At 71.4% G+C, this 15,503-nt stretch carries 17 protein-coding genes and 1 tRNA gene; 15 read left to right on the top strand and 3 right to left on the bottom strand.

Going from position 1 to position 15,503, the window contains the following annotated elements:
- Positions 1-25: 25 nt before the first annotated feature.
- Both kdsA and BLT43_RS10955 read left to right on the top strand, forming a co-directional pair.
- On the top strand, positions 26-859 hold the full coding sequence (gene kdsA, locus BLT43_RS10960) for a 3-deoxy-8-phosphooctulonate synthase (RefSeq protein WP_090112794.1): 834 nt from the start codon (positions 26-28) through the stop codon (positions 857-859).
- A 120-nt stretch (positions 860-979) separates the two neighbouring features.
- Positions 980-1,054: transfer RNA gene (locus BLT43_RS10955), tRNA-Gln, on the top strand.
- 261 nt (positions 1,055-1,315) lie between these two features.
- Here BLT43_RS10955 and BLT43_RS10950 read toward each other — a convergent pair.
- Positions 1,316-2,242 (bottom strand): LysR family transcriptional regulator, encoded by a 927-nt coding sequence (locus tag BLT43_RS10950; RefSeq protein ID WP_090112793.1) that lies wholly within the window; start codon positions 2,240-2,242, stop codon positions 1,316-1,318.
- 97 nt (positions 2,243-2,339) lie between these two features.
- Between BLT43_RS10950 and BLT43_RS10945 the strand changes: the two genes are divergently transcribed.
- The 8 genes from BLT43_RS10945 (at position 2,340) to BLT43_RS10910 (ending at position 9,848) form a co-directional block, all read left to right on the top strand.
- The gene (locus tag BLT43_RS10945; RefSeq protein ID WP_090112792.1) at positions 2,340-3,521 is read left to right on the top strand and encodes a CaiB/BaiF CoA transferase family protein; all 1,182 of its coding nucleotides are present in this window, start codon (positions 2,340-2,342) and stop codon (positions 3,519-3,521) included.
- Positions 3,521-4,462: a beta/alpha barrel domain-containing protein gene (locus BLT43_RS10940; RefSeq protein ID WP_090112791.1), complete on the top strand. Its 942-nt coding sequence runs from the start codon at positions 3,521-3,523 to the stop codon at positions 4,460-4,462. Before BLT43_RS10945 ends, BLT43_RS10940 begins: the two co-directional genes overlap by 1 nt.
- 37 nt (positions 4,463-4,499) lie before the next feature.
- Positions 4,500-5,489: a TRAP transporter substrate-binding protein DctP gene (dctP, locus tag BLT43_RS10935; RefSeq protein ID WP_090112790.1), complete on the top strand. Its 990-nt coding sequence runs from the start codon at positions 4,500-4,502 to the stop codon at positions 5,487-5,489.
- Positions 5,489-6,088, top strand: a complete 600-nt coding sequence (locus BLT43_RS10930; RefSeq protein ID WP_090112788.1) for a TRAP transporter small permease — start codon at positions 5,489-5,491, stop codon at positions 6,086-6,088. The genes dctP and BLT43_RS10930 overlap by 1 nt, the downstream gene beginning before the upstream one ends.
- Positions 6,085-7,362, top strand: coding sequence for a TRAP transporter large permease (locus BLT43_RS10925; protein ID WP_090112786.1), 1,278 nt, complete (start codon positions 6,085-6,087; stop codon positions 7,360-7,362). The genes BLT43_RS10930 and BLT43_RS10925 overlap by 4 nt, the downstream gene beginning before the upstream one ends.
- 542 nt (positions 7,363-7,904) lie before the next feature.
- Positions 7,905-8,747 (top strand): (2Fe-2S)-binding protein, encoded by an 843-nt coding sequence (locus tag BLT43_RS10920; protein WP_090112784.1) that lies wholly within the window; start codon positions 7,905-7,907, stop codon positions 8,745-8,747.
- Between the two features lie 145 nt (positions 8,748-8,892).
- Positions 8,893-9,381 carry a hypothetical protein gene (locus tag BLT43_RS10915; protein ID WP_090112782.1) on the top strand — a complete coding sequence of 163 codons (489 nt, stop codon included), beginning with the start codon at positions 8,893-8,895 and terminating at the stop codon, positions 9,379-9,381.
- The gene (locus BLT43_RS10910; protein ID WP_090112780.1) at positions 9,378-9,848 is read left to right on the top strand and encodes a Dps family protein; all 471 of its coding nucleotides are present in this window, start codon (positions 9,378-9,380) and stop codon (positions 9,846-9,848) included. Before BLT43_RS10915 ends, BLT43_RS10910 begins: the two co-directional genes overlap by 4 nt.
- A gap of 98 nt (positions 9,849-9,946) precedes the next feature.
- Here BLT43_RS10910 and BLT43_RS10905 read toward each other — a convergent pair whose 3' ends face one another.
- Entirely contained in the window at positions 9,947-10,195 is a 249-nt protein-coding gene (locus BLT43_RS10905) for a DUF1289 domain-containing protein (RefSeq protein WP_090112778.1), read from the bottom strand.
- A gap of 309 nt (positions 10,196-10,504) precedes the next feature.
- On the opposite strand from BLT43_RS10905, the gene BLT43_RS10900 reads away from it, so the two are divergent.
- Positions 10,505-11,440, top strand: coding sequence for an endonuclease/exonuclease/phosphatase family protein (locus BLT43_RS10900; RefSeq protein WP_090112776.1), 936 nt, complete (start codon positions 10,505-10,507; stop codon positions 11,438-11,440).
- 24 nt (positions 11,441-11,464) lie between these two features.
- Here BLT43_RS10900 and BLT43_RS10895 read toward each other — a convergent pair whose 3' ends face one another.
- Complete coding sequence (locus BLT43_RS10895; protein ID WP_090112774.1) at positions 11,465-11,758, bottom strand: DUF2218 domain-containing protein; 294 nt, start codon at positions 11,756-11,758, stop codon at positions 11,465-11,467.
- A 137-nt stretch (positions 11,759-11,895) separates the two neighbouring features.
- On the opposite strand from BLT43_RS10895, the gene BLT43_RS10890 reads away from it, so the two are divergent.
- From BLT43_RS10890 to BLT43_RS10875, 4 genes are read left to right on the top strand one after another with little or no spacing between them, the layout of a single operon-like run.
- Positions 11,896-12,807 (top strand): siderophore ABC transporter substrate-binding protein, encoded by a 912-nt coding sequence (locus BLT43_RS10890; RefSeq protein WP_090112772.1) that lies wholly within the window; start codon positions 11,896-11,898, stop codon positions 12,805-12,807.
- Positions 12,807-13,760, top strand: coding sequence for an ABC transporter permease (locus BLT43_RS10885; protein ID WP_207497520.1), 954 nt, complete (start codon positions 12,807-12,809; stop codon positions 13,758-13,760). The genes BLT43_RS10890 and BLT43_RS10885 overlap by 1 nt, the downstream gene beginning before the upstream one ends.
- A complete protein-coding gene (locus tag BLT43_RS10880; protein WP_207497511.1) occupies positions 13,750-14,691 on the top strand; it encodes an iron chelate uptake ABC transporter family permease subunit in 942 nt (313 codons plus the stop codon). The genes BLT43_RS10885 and BLT43_RS10880 overlap by 11 nt, the downstream gene beginning before the upstream one ends.
- Complete coding sequence (locus BLT43_RS10875) at positions 14,688-15,443, top strand: iron ABC transporter ATP-binding protein (protein WP_090112766.1); 756 nt, start codon at positions 14,688-14,690, stop codon at positions 15,441-15,443. Before BLT43_RS10880 ends, BLT43_RS10875 begins: the two co-directional genes overlap by 4 nt.
- The last annotated feature ends 60 nt before the right edge of the window (positions 15,444-15,503 follow it).

Genomic DNA, 15,503 nt, shown 5'->3' with positions numbered 1-15,503 from the left:
GACCCCCTCGCGAAAGGCCGCCCCAATGATCGACGTCCAGATCGGCAATCTCACCATCGGCAACGACCGCCCGCTCACCCTGATCGCCGGGCCCTGCCAGCTCGAATCCGACGACCACGCGCAGATGATCGCCGGCGCCATGGCCGAGGCCTGCGCCGCGCATGGCGCGCAGTTCGTGTTCAAGGGCAGCTACGACAAGGCCAACCGCACCTCGCTTTCGGGCAAGCGCGGCCTCGGCATGGAGGCGGGGCTGAAGGTGCTCGAAGGCGTGAAGCGCGCCATCGGCTGCCCGGTGCTGACCGACATCCACGGCGCCGACCACTGCGCGCCGGTGGCCGAGGTGGCCGACATCCTGCAGATCCCCGCCTTCCTGTGCCGCCAGACCGACCTGCTCCTGGCCGCCGGCGAGACCGGCGCCGCGATCAACGTCAAGAAGGGCCAGTTCCTCGCGCCGTGGGACATGGCCAACGTCGCGCAGAAGATCGCCTCGACCGGCAACGAGCGCATCCTTCTGACCGAGCGCGGCGTCTCCTTCGGCTACAACACGCTGGTGGCCGACATGCGGTCGCTGCCGACCATGGCGAAGACCGGCTACCCGGTGGTGATGGACGCGACCCATTCGGTGCAGCAGCCCGGGGGTCTGGGCGGCGCCTCGGGCGGGCAGCGCGAATTCGCGCCGGTGATGGCCCGTGCGGCGGTGAGCCTCGGCATCGCGGCGGTGTTCATCGAGACCCACGAGGCCCCCGACACCGCGCCCTCGGACGGCCCGAACATGGTGCCGCTCGACCAGATGCCGAAGCTCGTGGAGACGCTGATGGGCTTCGACCGGCTGGCCAAGGCCGACCCGATCCGGGTCTGAGACGACGGCCTGCGCGCGCCGGAACCGGGGCGCGCAGACTGCCTTCGCGGAAGCTGCAAAAATCCGGTTTTCGGCTCTTGCGCCCCCCGCCCGGCAAGGTTAGACAGCCGCCACACCTGCTGGGGTGTAGCCAAGTGGTAAGGCAGCGGTTTTTGGTACCGTGTACCGTAGGTTCGAATCCTACCACCCCAGCCAGGTTATCCCGAAAATCGACAGCCTCCCGATGACATCGCCGCCGGTCGAGCAGACAGCCTCGTCGGGCGAATGTCCGCGTCGGGCCACACCCGAAGGCAGCCCCGCTGACGCCATGTCGGCGGCACGAGGCCTTCACTTTTGGCCCGACCCGAAGCTGCCATCCGAACCTGTTCCCGACGCCGCGGTACGCACTCCCGGAAGCAACCGTCTCGGACGCACCGGAGACGGGCCTGTCGCCCTCCCGGGGCCGCATCGCGACGGCTAGATCAGCAGGCGGCATGGCCAGCGACCTTCGGCCACCTCCGTCTCGACGCAGTCGATGATGACGTCGCGCATGTAGGCCATGGCGCGTGACACCGGGGTGTCTCTGCGCAGGCAGAGATACATCGTCCTGGTGATCGCGCGGCCGGCGACGGGGCGGCCCACCACGTCCTGCGCATAGGCGCCGTAAAGCAGGTTGGCCCGCGTCCCGAGCCCCAGCCCGAGCCCGGAATTGACGAACAGCACCGCCGCCACGACGTTCTGCGAGAACAGGCTGGCGTGGTGCTCGAGCCGTTTCTGCACATCGACATCGTCGGCCATCGGCCGGCCGAGCGGGCCGCGCCGGGGCAAAACGAAGCGGCGCGACAGGAAATCGTCCATCGCCATCGGTCTATCCGGTTCACCGATGATGTCGCGACGGCCGATGCAGATCATCTCCTCCTCGAGCAGAGGCACCAGCAGCAGGCGGCTGTCCTTGGGCGGGTTGAAGGCCACCGCAAGGTCGGTGTCGGCCGCGAGCAGGCCCTTGATCGTGGCCCCCGACACGCTCTCGGCGATCTCGAGATGCAGGTCCGGGTGCTCGTCCACCACCCGCCGCATCAGCGTCACCGCGAAGGCGGTCACCGCCGAGAAGGCCAGCCCGAGCACGACCCGTCCGGACAGACGGTCCGGCGTGTCGCGCATGTCGCTCTCGGCGCCGTCGATGGCGCGCAGGATCGCCAGCGCATGGCCGTGGAACTTCTGCCCCGCGGGGGTCGGCACGACGCCGCGGCGCGAACGCTCGAACAGCGACACGCCCAGCCGGTGCTCGAGATTGGCGAGGTGATGGGCCACCACCGAGGGCGCGCAGCGCTCGAGGTTCCCGGCCGCCGTGATGCTGCCGGAATCGTAGAGGGCCTTGAAGATGCGCAGCTGGCGCGGGTCCATGAACGATCTCTACTTTGTCGAGATCATCCCCTCAATCGTTATAATTTGTAGCCTCCCGTTTCGCGTCTATCGTCGCGCTCGAACGGAGGAGACGCAGATGACAGACGAGTTCCGGCCCCTCGCGGGCATCCGCGTGGTCGAGATGAGCCACATGATCATGGGCCCGTCCTGCGGCATGTTCCTGGGCTATCTCGGCGCCGAGGTGATCAAGGTCGAACCGCCGCATGGCGACAAGACGCGGAGCCTGACCGGCATGGGCCGGCCGATGTTCCCGCTCTTCAACCGCGGCAAGCGCTCCGTCACCATCGACGTGAAGACCGAGGCCGGGCGCGCCGCGCTGGAGCGGCTGCTGTCCACCGCCGACGTCTTCGTGGAGAACTTCCGCGACAGCGCGCTGGTGAAGGCCGGCGTCGACGCCGCGACGCTGCGCGCCAAGTTCCCGAAGCTGATCTTCGCCGCCGGCAAGGGCTTCCTGTCGGGCCCCTACCAGAACCGCACCGCGCTCGACGAGGTGGTGCAGATGATGACGGGGCTCGCCTACATGACCGGGCCGACCGGCCGCCCGCTGCGCGTCGGCTCCTCGGCCAACGACATCATGGGCGGGCTCTTCGCCGCCCTGTCGGTGGTCGCCGCCCTGCTGGAGCGGCGCGAGACGGGCACCGGGCGCGAGATCCGCGTCGGGCTGTTCGAGAACTGCCTGCTGCTGGTGGCGCAGCACATGGTGCAGTTCGAGCTGGAGGGAAAGAACCCGCCGCCGATGCCCGAGCGCGAGTTCTCCTGGCCGGTCTACGACATCTTCGCCGACCGCGATGGCCGGCAGATCTTCGTCGGCGCCGTGACCGAGGGGCAATGGGCCACGATCTGCCGCCTTCTGGGGCTCGACGCGCTGCTGGACGATCCGCGCCTGCAGACCCGCATGGACCAGATCGAGGCCCGCGACTGGACCATCCCGCTGGTGGCCGAAAGGATCGCCGAGCGCCGCTTCGACGACCTCGCCCCCGAGTTCGAGGCCGCCGGCCTGCCCTTCTCGCCCATCGCGAAGCCCTGCGACATGTATGACGACGCGCATGTGATGCGCCCCGGCGGGCTGGCGCAGTCGACCTATGGCGAGACCTCCTTCCGCGCCCCCGGCCTGCCCTTCGAGATCGACGGCGCGATGATCGCCGGCGGCGGCGACGTGCCCGAGATCGGGCAGGACAACGCCGCGATCCTCGGCGCGCTCGGCTTCGACGCCGACGAGATCGAGGCGCTGTCGGGCCGCCGGGCGGAGGCCGCCTGATGCAGCCCCGCACGCTCTACCCCGAAGACCGCGTGGTGCTGCGCGAGGTCGGCCTGCGCGACGGGCTGCAGCTGACGAGCGGCTTTCCCGACACCGCGCAGAAGCTCGACTGGATGCGGGCCGAGCACGCGGCGGGCGTCCGGCATTTCGAGCTGGGCTCCTTCCTGCCGGCGAAGCGGTTTCCGCAATTCGCCGATCTGCGCGAGCTGATCTCGGCCGGCGCCGCCCTGCCCGGCGCCGTCTCGAGCGCGCTGGCGCTGAACGAGCGCGGCGTGGCCGATGGGCTCGAGACCGGCGTCGACGAGATCATCTTCGTGCTGTCGGCGACCGAGAGCCACAGCCGCGCCAACACCAACCGCAGCCGCGCCGAGGCACTGGAGATGCTGGCACGGATCGACGCCGCGCGGCGCGACCGCGCCGACCCGCCGGTGCTGACCGCCGGGATCGCCATGGCCTTCGGCTGTTCGCTGGAGGGCGCGGTCGAGCCCGCCGCGGTGCTGCGCCTCGCCGAGGACTGCGCCCGCGCCGGCGCCGACGTCGTGGCCGTGGCCGACACGGTCGGCTTCGGCGGCCCGCGGCAGGTCGCGCAGCTGGCCGACGGCCTTCGCGCCGCGCTCGGTCCGGCCATGCCGGTGGCCATGCATTTCCACGACACCCGCGGGCTGGGGCTGGCCAATTGCGCCGCCGCGCTCGATCACGGCATCCGGGTGCTCGACGGCAGCCTCGGGGGGCTGGGCGGCTGTCCCTTCGCCCCCGGCGCCACCGGCAACGCGGTCTTCGAGGACATGGCGTTTCTCTGCGAGACCATGGGCTTCGACACCGGCATCGACGTGGCCGGGCTCGCAGGCGCGCGGGCGGTGCTGGAGGCCGCGCTGCCGGGCGAGACGCTGCACGGCGCGCTGGCCCGGGCCGGCCTGCCGAGGGTACTGGAACCCGCCTAGCACAGAACACAACCGGTCAATTCGAGGAGGAGAGAATATGACCACGCTGAGAACCCTGTCCGGGGCCGCGCTGCTCGCGCTCGCAGCCGGCGGGGCCGCCGCGCAGGACTACACGATGCGGCTGAGCCACCAGTTTCCGCCGTCGCATCACACCGCCGAGCGCATGGTGCAGTTCGAGAAGGACGTGGAAGCCGAAACCGGCGGCCGGGTCGACGTGCAGATCTTCGGCGCCGCGCAGCTCTTCAGCCCGACCCAGCACCACGCCGCCGTGGCCTCGGGCGAGATCGAATCCGCGATCATCCTGAACCTGCAATGGGGCGGCACCGTGCCCGAGATGTCGGTGACGCTGATCCCCTACCTGATGACCTCGCCGCAGGCGCAGAAAGCCTTCATCGGTTCCGAGGCGGCGGCGATGCTCGACGCCAAGATGCGCGAAGTCGGCGTGCAGAACATCGCCTGGGTGGTCGACACCAACGACCTGATCTTCACCTCGGCCAATGCCCCGCTCGAGACGCCCGCCGATTTCGAGGGCATCAAGATCCGCGGCCTCACGCCGCTCTTCAACGAGGGCCTCGAGGCGCTCGGGGCGACGCCGGTGAACATGCCGGGCTCCGAGACCTACCAGGCGCTGCAGACCGGCGTCATCGATGCCGGTGTGACCGGGGTGGCCGCCGCCTACAGCCGCAAGTTCTACGAGGTGCAGAAGTTCGGCACCGCGACGCCGATGTTCCTCGCCTTCGACAACCTCGTGGTGAACCCGGCCTGGTGGGAGGGCCTGCCCGACGACGTGCGCGCCGGCATCCAGCGCGCCGCCGACAAGGCGGTGGAAAGCTCGATCATCACCCGCGACGGCATCGACCCGGCCGCCATCGAGGATCTCACCGGCGCCGGGATGGATGCCCGCGTGCTGACCGACGATCAGGTCGCGGCGCTGCGCGACGTCATGCAGCCGGCGGTGCGCGAAGCCTTCGTCGAGGAGACCGGCGCCGACGGCGAGACGCTCCTCGAGCTTCTGGGCGCCAACTGATGGCGGGGCCGGCCCCGCGCGCGGACGCCGCCGCCGAGCAGGCGGCGCGCGCCGCCTTCCCGGCCTGGCTGGTCGCCGCCGAGCGCGCGGTCGGCCTGATCACACGGGCAGCCTTCGGGCTGGCCGTGCTTCTCGTCCTGATGGATCTCTGCCTGCTCGGCCTGTCGGTCACGGCGCGCTACCTGCTCAACGCGCCGATCGTCTGGAGCGACGAGATCGTCGCGTTGTCGCTCACCGCGATCACCATGCTGGCCGCCCCGCGCGTGCTGCTGGAGCGCGGGCATATCGAGGTCGACATCCTGACCTCGGCGGCGCGCGGGCGGCTGGCGCTGGCGATCCGGCTGTGGGGCTCGGCCGCGGTCGCCGCGGTGGCGCTGCTGCTCATCTTCAACGGCTGGAAGACCGCGATCTTCTCGAGGATGATCAACCTTCTGACCGAGGGCTACCTCGAACTGCCGCTCTGGACGCTGCAGATGCTGCTGCCGCTGGGCGGCGCGCTCCTGCTGCCGGTCGTCGCGCTGCAGGTGGCCCAGACCCTGACGCTCTGGCTGCGGTTGCCCGAAGCCCATGACGCCCAAGCCGACGGAGCCCGCCCGTGATCATCATCGCCATCCTCGCCACGCTTCTCGTGCTGCTCTTCACCGGCGTGCCGATCTTCGCGGGGCTCACGCTCTATGGCGGCGCGCTGCTGCTCATCACCCAGGGCGGCTTCGGCTCGGTCTCCGACATCATCTTCCACGAGGTGAACCGCTACCTGCTCGTGGCGATCCCGATCTTCGCCTTCATGGCCAACATCATGATCCGCGGCCGGGTGGTCGACGACCTCTACGACGCCGCCTACACCTTCACCCGGCACCTGCCCGGCGGGCTGGCCGTCGCCACCATCCTCGCCTGCACGGTCTTCGCGGCGATCTCGGGCTCGAGCGTCGCCACCGCCATGACCATCGGCGCGGTCGCGATCCCGCAGATGCTGCGCTTCGGCTATGACGAGCGGCTGGCCTACGGCGTGGTCGCCGCCGGCGGCACGCTCGGCATTCTCATTCCGCCCTCGGGGCCGATGATCCTCTACGGCGTGACCACCGACACCTCGATCGGCGGGCTGTTCATGGCCGGCATCGTTCCCGGCGCCATGCTGGCGGGCATCTTCATTCTCTGGGCGGTGATCCGCACCGCGCTGGCCGGCACCATGACGCGCGAGCGCATGGCCGGGCCCGCCGAACTGCTGGGCGCGCTGCGCAGGTCCTTCTGGGCCGTGCTGATGCCGGTCTTCGTGCTCGGCGGCATGTATGCCGGGATCTTCACCGCCACCGAGGCCGCCGCGGCCGGGGCCTGGCTGGCGCTGGCGATCACGGTGCTGATCTACCGCTCGATCGGCTGGCGCGACGTCTGGGACGCGGCGGCGGAGGCGGCGAAGATGTCCGGCATGCTGTTCATGATCCTCGCCGGCGCCACGGTGTTCAGCCACGTGCTGACCAAGATGCGCATCCCGCAGCAGCTGGTCGAGACGCTGGTCGCGGCCGATCTCGGGACGCTGGGCTTCGTGCTGGTGATGATGGTGATGATCCTGATCCTCGGCATGTTCCTCGAATCCGTGGCGATCATCCTGATCACCGCACCGGTGATCCTGCCGGCGATGATGCATCTCGGCATCGATCCGATCTGGTACGGCGTGCTCCTGGTCGTGAACCTCGAGATGGCGATGATCACGCCGCCGGTGGGCATGAACCTCTTCACGCTGAAGGCGATCACCGGGGCGCCCATGGGCCGGATCGTCGCCGGATCGGCGCCTTACGTGCTGCTGATGCTGGGGATGCTGGGCCTTCTGATCGCGGCGCCGCAGATCGCCCTCTGGCTGCCCTCGAAGCTCTTCTGATCGGGCGACGGCGCGCCCCGGCCGGACGGGCCCTCGCGGCGGCCACCGGACGTGCCGGCTTGCCGTCGCTCCTGCTGCGTGGGCCGCGGCCCCGAGCCGACGGGGCGTGGCGAGCGATCTGTCCCGGCCAAAGATCGGCTGACGCCCCCGGACGGGCCATCTCCCTCGCACCCGGCACCCGTCTCCGACGGGCACGGCCGGCACCGGGGCCGGCCGTCGACCGCAGCCGGCCCGCATGGCGCCACGAGGGGATGAAAGCCCTGCCGCCATACGGCCGATCGCCTGACATCGCTTGATGCTCCGAATTCCTGACTGTATTGGTCGTGAAATACGGGGCGACCCGAAGTGGCGGCGTTTGCCGCGCCTTTTCACGGCTTTCGGCCACCGACCAGTGTCGGTACGGGGCCGACGACGACGGAGCGACGGATGCGGCGACGGGTCGGACCTTTCAGGACGTATCGGGTGCTCGCCGCCACCGCGCAGGCCTTCCCGCCGAGCGTCGCGGCAAGACGGGTCTTTCGCTGCCGCCGTGGGCTGCAACTTTGACCGTGGCGCCGCGCGACCTGCCGGGCCTGCTCGCGGCGATGGCGCCGCTGCGGGGCGCGTTCTCGGCCGTGGTCACGACGTCTGCACCGGGGCCGGGCCATGTCGACCTGACCGACATGCCCGAGCCGGTGCTGCGGCGCCTGATGGCGCTGATGCGGGCCGGCGCGCCGGGCGGCGATGACAGGCTCGCGAGCGCCTACCTGCTGGGCAAGCTGTCATGGGCGGTCTGCGAGCCGCTCTGCGGGCTGGCGCTGCGCGGCGCATGGCTCGTCGAGGCCGCGCCCGGCGCGGTACGGGTTGCGCCGCGCGTGGTGCAGCGGGAGAAAGACGGCGTTGCCGGCGTGTCCGGCACCTTCGACCTCTGTCTCGACCCGCTCGCCCTGCGCCTCGCGCCATACGGGCCGGAGAGGCCGGCGGAGTTCGCCAAGGCGCTGGAGACGCTCTTCACCGACCCCGTGGAGCGGCTGTTCCGCCTGTCGGGCCTGTCGCGCGCGGCGCTGTGGCGGATGGTCGGCGACAGCCTCGCGGCGACGTTCCTCGCTCAGGCGCGGGCGATGGGCGACGCCGAGGCGGGCATCGCGCAGGCCCGCGCGATCCTGCGCGACCGCGGCAGCAAGCTCTTCAGCAAGCAGACCGATTTCGAATGGATCGCGCTGCCGGAGGCGCCGGAGATCGGCGACTGGCTGCGCCTGCGCGGCGGCTGCTGCCGCCACTACACCCTGCCAGACGAGGCGGCGCAATATTGCACGAGCTGCGTGCTGCGCGACGCCGCAAGCCGCCGCGACCGCTTCCGCGCCCATCTGCGGCAGACACGGCTGGCCGGGGCGGCCAGCGCCTGAGCCGCCGAGGCTTTTGCCCCGCCTGCCGGGGCGGCCGCATGGCTCGCTTCCGCCGATCGCGCCGGCCCCTCTTTGCAGGCGCGAAATTTCCCGATAGATATACTCAGGAAACACGGCACAGACACGATCGACGAGCAGGATCCAGATGACGGCGACGATCCCCCACCCTTCGGCCTCCCCCCGGCCGGACCCCCGCGCCGCGCTCTCGTCCGACGACCGGCGGCTGCTGGCGCAGCTGCGCGTCTCGGCGCTGCGCTGCCGCGCCGGCGCCCGGATGGAGCTGTCGCGCGCCTGCGCCATGGTCGGCACGCGGCGCGACCTTGCGCCCGAGGCCATGCTCGACGCGCTCCTGGCGACGCTGGGCGAGGCGCTGGGCCGCTCGCCCCGCTTCTTCCGCCCGACGGCCCGCGCGCTGTCCTTCGACGAAAGCTGGCTGTTGCGGCTGATCGCCTGCCTGCGCGCCGGCGACGAGGCCAGCGCCACCTTCCTGCTGCACAGCCGGGTGTCGCGCGATGTCAGGCGCTCCGTGGTCCACCTCGTGGCCCGCGTCGCGGCCGAGGTCGAGACGTTGACCGCCGCGAGCGCGCCCCCAGATTATCGATCACCGCCGCAGCCGCAGAGGATTGCATCATGACCCAGCCTGCCATCGCGCTCAGCCCCGACGCGCAGAAGGAGATCGCCGACGCGCTCAACCAGAGCGTCGCCGAGACCGTCGTGACCACCATGCTCGCCCAGAACTTCCATTGGAACGTCAAGGGCATGGCCTTCGGTGAGCTGCACCGCCTGTTCCAGGAGATCTACGAGGACCACTTCCAGGGCCAGGACGATCTGGCCGAGCGGATCCGCGCCATCGACGCCCATGCGGAAGGCATGCTGGCGGGGATGCTCGACCGCTCCAAGGTCAAGGAGCATGACGGCCACCAGAGCGACCGCGAGATGATCGAGATCCTGATGAAGGCCGAGGAGACCATCGCCGCCACGCTGGGCGGCCTGGGCGAGTTGGCCGCGAGCCACGGCGACACGCTGACCGAAGACCTCGCGATCGAGCGCGGCCGCGCGCATGAGAAGTTCGCCTGGATGCTGCGCGCCCATCTCGGCTGAGGCCGGGCGCGTCACCGACCTGAACGGCGCCCCTCTCAGGGGGGCGCCGTTTTCACTTCAGGACCGGCGCATCGCGCCCGTCACCAGCGGCGCGCCGCTCAGGCCGCGACGGGCGGCGTCACGCCCTTCTTCGCGCATTTCTTCAGGTAGGCCGGGGTCCAGTGCCGGTACTTGCCCAGGTCGTTCTGCTGATGCAGCAGCATCGTGACGAAGGCCTCGCGGTGCTCGGGCTTCTTCAGCGTCTTGAACATCTTCTTCTGGGCCTTGGTCATCGAGCAGCCGATGCAATGGCCCTCGCGGCGGAACTTGCAGACGTCGATGCAGGGGGATGGCAGTTTCTTCGCCATGGGGTCTCCGTTGCGGCCGGGGCCTTCTGCTTCCCGGTCCAGATAGGTGCCGCGCCCGCCCGGCGAAAGGCGGGGGGCGGGGCGAGTTGCGTCCCGTCTTGGCCACCGGCGCGCCGGGCGCGGCCCGGCCCTTGCCAAGCGGGGCGTTCGGGATCATGGATCTGCGGGGACGAGGCCCGGGGGCGGACCCCGCGCCGCGCGAACGGCCCCGCGATGCGAGGAGCTTTCGATGCCAGCCCCCTGCCCCTGCCGCACTGCCCGCAACCGCCATGATACCTGCCGCGCGCGCCCGGCGGCGGGCGCGGCCCGATGAAGCGGCTGCTCGGCCGGGTCACGGCGCTTCTGGGCGGCCTCGCGCTGGCGCTGGCGCTCGCGGCCTGCGCGCAGCACCTGCGGCATTCGGCCGGCGCCGCCGAGATGCCGCTGCCGGCGGCCGCCCCCGGCGGGCTGCGGCTGGCCACCCACAACGTCCACTACATCGACCTGCGCGCCGAGGACGGCCCGTGGTCGCGCGCCGGGTGGGAGGCGCGAAAGACGGCGCTGGATTCGGCCTTCAAGGCCCTCGGCGCCGATCTCGTGGCCTACCAGGAGATGGAGAGCTTCGCCGGCGGCTCGGCCAACCGGGACAACCTCGCGCTCGACTGGCTGCTGGGCCGCAACCCGGGCTACGCGGCCGCGGCGACCGGCGATCCGGCCCGCTTTCCGTCGACCCAGCCGATCCTCTACCGCCGCGACCGGCTGGAGCCGCTCGATCAGGGCTGGTTCTTCTTCTCGGACACGCCGGATCGGCTCTATGCGCGCGGCTTCGACGGCGCGCCGCCCTCCTTCGCCTCGTGGGCCGGCTTTCGCGACCGCGACACCGGCGCCCGCTTCACGCTCTTCAACGTCCATTTCGACCATGGCTCGTGGCAGAACCGGCGCGGCGCGGCAGAGCTTCTGGCCGAACGCGCGCGCGCCCGCATCGCGCAGGGCGAGACGGTGCTGGTCGCGGGCGACCTCAACGCCCGCGCCGGCAGCGAGACGCTCGCCATCCTCGAAGCGGCGGGGCTGCGCTTCGCCGCGGTGCCGGGCGCGACCTTCCACTTCAACCGCGGCCTCAACCTGTTCGGCGCGATCGACCATCTCGGCCACGGTCCCGGCATCGGGCCGCTCTCGGCGCCGACCGTGCTGCGCAAGCGGTTCGACGGCGCATGGCCGTCGGACCACTACCCCGTCGCGGCCGAGTTCGCGCCGCAGCCGGGCTGACACGGCGGCCCCGCCCACGCGCCCTCAGCCGGGCTGCCGCGTCCAGTCGAGCGGCGCCGGCTTTTCGCGGAAGGCGAAGCGCAGCAGGTGATCCTCGAGGATCCGCTGCCCGCGCGCCAGCGCCTCGGGCGTCTCGCCCCGCGCCTTTAGCGTCAGGCCATCGGCGTCGGCGCGCCCCTCGGCCGGGCCGGGCGGCAGCGCGAATCGCGTGACGTCGCCCGCCTGCTCGACCGTGATCTTGTGCGCGAAATGCTTGGCCAGCTGGTCGAGAAGACGCCCGGCATTCGGCGTGGCGAAGCGTGCGGTGGCGATGGGCATGACAACCTCCGGTATCCTGATAATTTCTATCAACTACCCACTGGACCTTGCCGATGCAATGCTCTAGCCCGTCGCCGTAGCGGGCAGCCAGGACCTCCAAGCCAATCCGCACCGACCAATGGCTTTGGAGATTTCAGATGCTTCGTCTTTCCGTCCTGTTCGCCGCCGGCCTCGCGGCCCTGCCCGCCCTGGCCGCCTCGGCCGAGACCGTCACCATCGAGACCGCGCGCGGCCCGGCCGAGGCGCCGCGGGCGCCGCAGACCGTGGCCGTCTACGACATCGCCGCGATCGACACGCTCACCGCGCTCGGCGTGACCCCGGCCGGCGTGCCCGACAACCTCTATCTCGACCGGCTCGCGCCGCTGGCCGAGACCGCCGAAGCGGTCGGCACGCTGTTCGAGCCCGATCTCGAGGCGCTGAACGCGCTGGCGCCCGACCTCGTCATCGTCGGCGGCCGCTCCTCCGAGCAGCTCGACTCGGTCGGCCGGGTCGCGCCTTCGATCGACATGACGATCTGGGGCGACGACATGATCGAGCAGGCGCTGGACCGGCTCAAGGCCTATGGCGACCTCTTCGGCAAGGCGGCCGAGGCCGACGCCCTGGCCGCGCAGTTCCAGGCCAAGCTCGACCGGCTGCAGGCCGCGGCCGCCGACGAGGGCGACGCGATGATCCTGATGACCAACGGGCCGAAGGTGACCGCCTATGGCGCCGGCTCGCGCTTCGGCTGGCTGCACGCCGCCTCCGGCCTGCCCGAGGCGGTCGAGGCGATCGACGAGGCGACGCATGGCGAGGCGGTGTCGTTCGAGTTCATCGCCGAGGCCGACCCGGACTGGCTGATCGTGATCGACCGCGCCGCCGCGATCGGCGAGACCGGCGCCGGCGCGGCCGAGACGCTGGACAACGCGCTGGTCGCCGACACCACCGCCTGGCGCGAGGACCAGGTCGTCTACCTGAACTCTGCCGAGGCCTATATCGCCGGCGGCGGCATCGGCGCGCTCGAGAGCGCGGTCGACGCGCTGCTGGCCGCCTTCGACGCCCCGGGCGCGTGATCCCCGCGCGCCTCGTCTGGCCGGCCGCGGCGCTTCTGGCGCTGGCGGCCGGTTCGCTGTTCACCGGGGTGGTCGATCTCGGGCCCGGGGCGCTGCGCGACCCCGAGGCGCTGCGGCTCATCTGGATCAGCCGCTGGCCGCGCACGCTGGCGGTGCTGCTGACCGGCGCCTCGATGGCGGTGGCGGGGCTGATCCTGCAGATGCTGGCGCGCAACCGCTTCGTCGAGCCGGCCACCGCCGGCACCGGGCAGGCCGCGGCTCTGGGCATTCTCGGCGTCACCCTGCTCTGGCCCGGCGCGCCGCTCTGGGCGCAGATGGGGCTGTCGAGCCTCGCCGCGCTGGTAGGCAGCGTGGTCTTCCTCGCGCTGATCCGGCAGCTGCCGCCGACCCGGCCGCTGCTGGTGCCGCTGGTGGCGCTGATCTATGGCGGCATACTGGGCGCCGGGGTCGACGCGATCGGCTGGCAGTTCGACCTGCTGCAATACGTGGCGATCTGGACCAATGGCGAGTTCTCGGGCGTGATGCGCGGCCGCTACGAACTCTTGTGGCTGACCGGGGCGCTGACCCTGCTGGCCTATCTCTACGCCGACCGCTTCACCATCGCGGGGCTGGGGCGCGACGCCGCGACCGGGCTCGGGCTGAACCACGGCCGGGTGGTGGCAGCCGGTCTGCTGATCGTCTCGATCGCCACCGCCGTCACCGTGGTCACGATCGGCACGATCCCCTTCGTCGGGCTCGTCGTGCCCAACATCGTCAGCCGCATGGCCGGCGACAACCTGCGCGCCACCCTGCCCGGCACCGCCGCCTTCGGCGCGGGGCTGGTGCTGGCCTGCGACATCGCCGCGCGGCTGCTGCGCCACCCCTACGAAACGCCGGTCGGCACGATCTTCGGCGTCGTCGGCGCGGCGCTGTTCCTGTGGCTCCTGCATGCGAAGCCGCGCCATGCCCGCTAGGCTGGTCTGGATCGCGGCGGCGCTGGCGCTGGCCTGCGCCGCCTTTCTCGGCCTCGGGCTGCGCGGCGACCCGGGCTTCGCGCTGTCGCTGCGCGCGCCGCGGCTGGCGGCGCTGCTGCTGGTGGGCGCGGCGATCGGCTGCGCCACGGTGATGTTCCAGACCATCGCCGGCAACCGCATCCTGACCCCCTCGATCATGGGCTTCGACGCGCTGTTCGGGCTGCTGCAGACCGGCCTCGTCTTCGCCTTGGGCGGCTTCGGCGTCGCGACGATGGCGCCGCAGCTGCGCTTCGCGCTCGAGGCGGGGCTCCTGATGGGCGGCGCGCTTCTGCTGTTCGGCACGCTGCTGGGCGGCCGCCGGGTCGACCTGCACCGGATGATCCTGACCGGCATCGTCTGCGGCGTGCTGTTCCGCAGCCTGTCGGGCTTCGTGGCGCGGATGATCGACCCCAACGAATACGCGATCGTGCAGGGGTCGAGCTTCGCGCGGTTCAACGCCGTGCCGATCGAGCTGATCGCCATCGCCGCCCTCCTGAGCCTGCTGGCGCTGGCCGTGGCCTGGCGGCTGCGGCACCGGCTCGACGTGATGGCGCTGGGGCGCGACCACGCGGTCAGCCTCGGGGTCGATCACCGGCGCACGCTGATGCTGGCGCTGGCGACCATCGCCGCGCTGGTCTCGGTCTCGACCGCGCTGGTCGGGCCCGTCACCTTCTTCGGCCTGCTGGTCTCGGCGCTCGCGCATCTGGCGATGCGCGACCACCGCCACGCCGTGCTCATGCCCGCCGCCGCGCTGATCGCCGGGCTGGTGCTGGTCGCCGGCCAGACGGTGATCGAGCGGCTGCTGGGCTGGTCGCTGACGCTGTCGGTGATCGTCGAGTTCGCCGGCGGGCTGCTGTTTCTCGTGCTCATCCTGAGGAGACCCGCACCATGATCGAGATCCGCGACGTCGCGCACCGGGCCGGGCCCGCCCGGATCCTGAGCGACATCACGCTCGACATCCCGCGCGGCGGGGTGACGGCGCTGATCGGGCCGAACGGGGCGGGCAAGTCCACCCTGCTGTCGCTGGTGGCGCGGCTCGAGCCGCTGCAGCAGGGGCGGATCACGGTGGACGGGCGCGATGTCGGACGCACCCCGACCGACCGGCTGGCCCGGCACCTGTCGATCCTGCGGCAGGACACCGGGCTCGCCGCGCGGCTGACGGTGCGCGACCTCGTGGGCTTCGGGCGCTACCCGCACCACAAGGGCCGCCCCGGCCCGGCCGACCGCGCCGCCATCGCCGACGCCATCGCGGCCTTCGACCTCGAGCCGCTGGCCGACCGCTTCACCGACACGCTCTCGGGCGGGCAGAGACAGCGGGCGCTGGTGGCGATGACCTGGGCGCAGGGCACCGACTACGTGCTGCTGGACGAGCCGCTGAACAATCTCGACATGGCGCATGCCCGGGCGCTGATGCTGCGGCTGCGCGACATGGCCGCCACCGGCCGGACGGTGGTGGTGGTGCTGCACGAGGTGAACTACGCCGCAGCCCATGCCGACCACGTGGTGGCGATGAAGGACGGCCGCGTCGCGCGCACCGGCCCCGCCGCCGAGGTGCTGACCGGCGCGACCCTGTCGCGGCTGTTCGACAGCCCGGTGGAGATGGCCGAGATCGGCGGCCGCAGCTTCGCGCTGCATCACGGCTGACGGCGAGAGCGGCCGTGGCCGCGCCGCGCCACCCGACGCGGCGCGGTGCGGTTTCGCAGC

It is taken from the genome of Limimaricola pyoseonensis (assembly GCF_900102015.1).
Taxonomy (GTDB): Bacteria; Pseudomonadota; Alphaproteobacteria; order Rhodobacterales; family Rhodobacteraceae; genus Limimaricola; species Limimaricola pyoseonensis.
The sequence above is the reverse complement of the archived record's forward strand: the minus strand, read 5'-3'. Positions and strand labels throughout refer to the sequence as shown.

Bases quoted from the DNA above. Each gene is read 5' to 3' on its own strand.
- kdsA (WP_090112794.1), top strand. From the start codon at position 26: ATGATCGACGTCCAGATCGGCAATCTCACCATCGGCAACGACCGCCCG.
- BLT43_RS10915 (WP_090112782.1), top strand. From the start codon at position 8,893: ATGACGGCGACGATCCCCCACCCTTCGGCCTCCCCCCGGCCGGACCCC.
- BLT43_RS10945 (WP_090112792.1), top strand. From the start codon at position 2,340: ATGACAGACGAGTTCCGGCCCCTCGCGGGCATCCGCGTGGTCGAGATG.
- BLT43_RS10910 (WP_090112780.1), top strand. From the start codon at position 9,378: ATGACCCAGCCTGCCATCGCGCTCAGCCCCGACGCGCAGAAGGAGATC.
- BLT43_RS10930 (WP_090112788.1), top strand. From the start codon at position 5,489: ATGGCGGGGCCGGCCCCGCGCGCGGACGCCGCCGCCGAGCAGGCGGCG.
- dctP (WP_090112790.1), top strand. From the start codon at position 4,500: ATGACCACGCTGAGAACCCTGTCCGGGGCCGCGCTGCTCGCGCTCGCA.
- BLT43_RS10890 (WP_090112772.1), top strand. From the start codon at position 11,896: ATGCTTCGTCTTTCCGTCCTGTTCGCCGCCGGCCTCGCGGCCCTGCCC.
- BLT43_RS10905 (WP_090112778.1), bottom strand. From the start codon at position 10,195: ATGGCGAAGAAACTGCCATCCCCCTGCATCGACGTCTGCAAGTTCCGC.
- BLT43_RS10895 (WP_090112774.1), bottom strand. From the start codon at position 11,758: ATGCCCATCGCCACCGCACGCTTCGCCACGCCGAATGCCGGGCGTCTT.
- BLT43_RS10950 (WP_090112793.1), bottom strand. From the start codon at position 2,242: ATGGACCCGCGCCAGCTGCGCATCTTCAAGGCCCTCTACGATTCCGGC.
- BLT43_RS10900 (WP_090112776.1), top strand. From the start codon at position 10,505: ATGAAGCGGCTGCTCGGCCGGGTCACGGCGCTTCTGGGCGGCCTCGCG.
- BLT43_RS10940 (WP_090112791.1), top strand. From the start codon at position 3,521: ATGCAGCCCCGCACGCTCTACCCCGAAGACCGCGTGGTGCTGCGCGAG.
- BLT43_RS10875 (WP_090112766.1), top strand. From the start codon at position 14,688: ATGATCGAGATCCGCGACGTCGCGCACCGGGCCGGGCCCGCCCGGATC.
- BLT43_RS10880 (WP_207497511.1), top strand. From the start codon at position 13,750: ATGCCCGCTAGGCTGGTCTGGATCGCGGCGGCGCTGGCGCTGGCCTGC.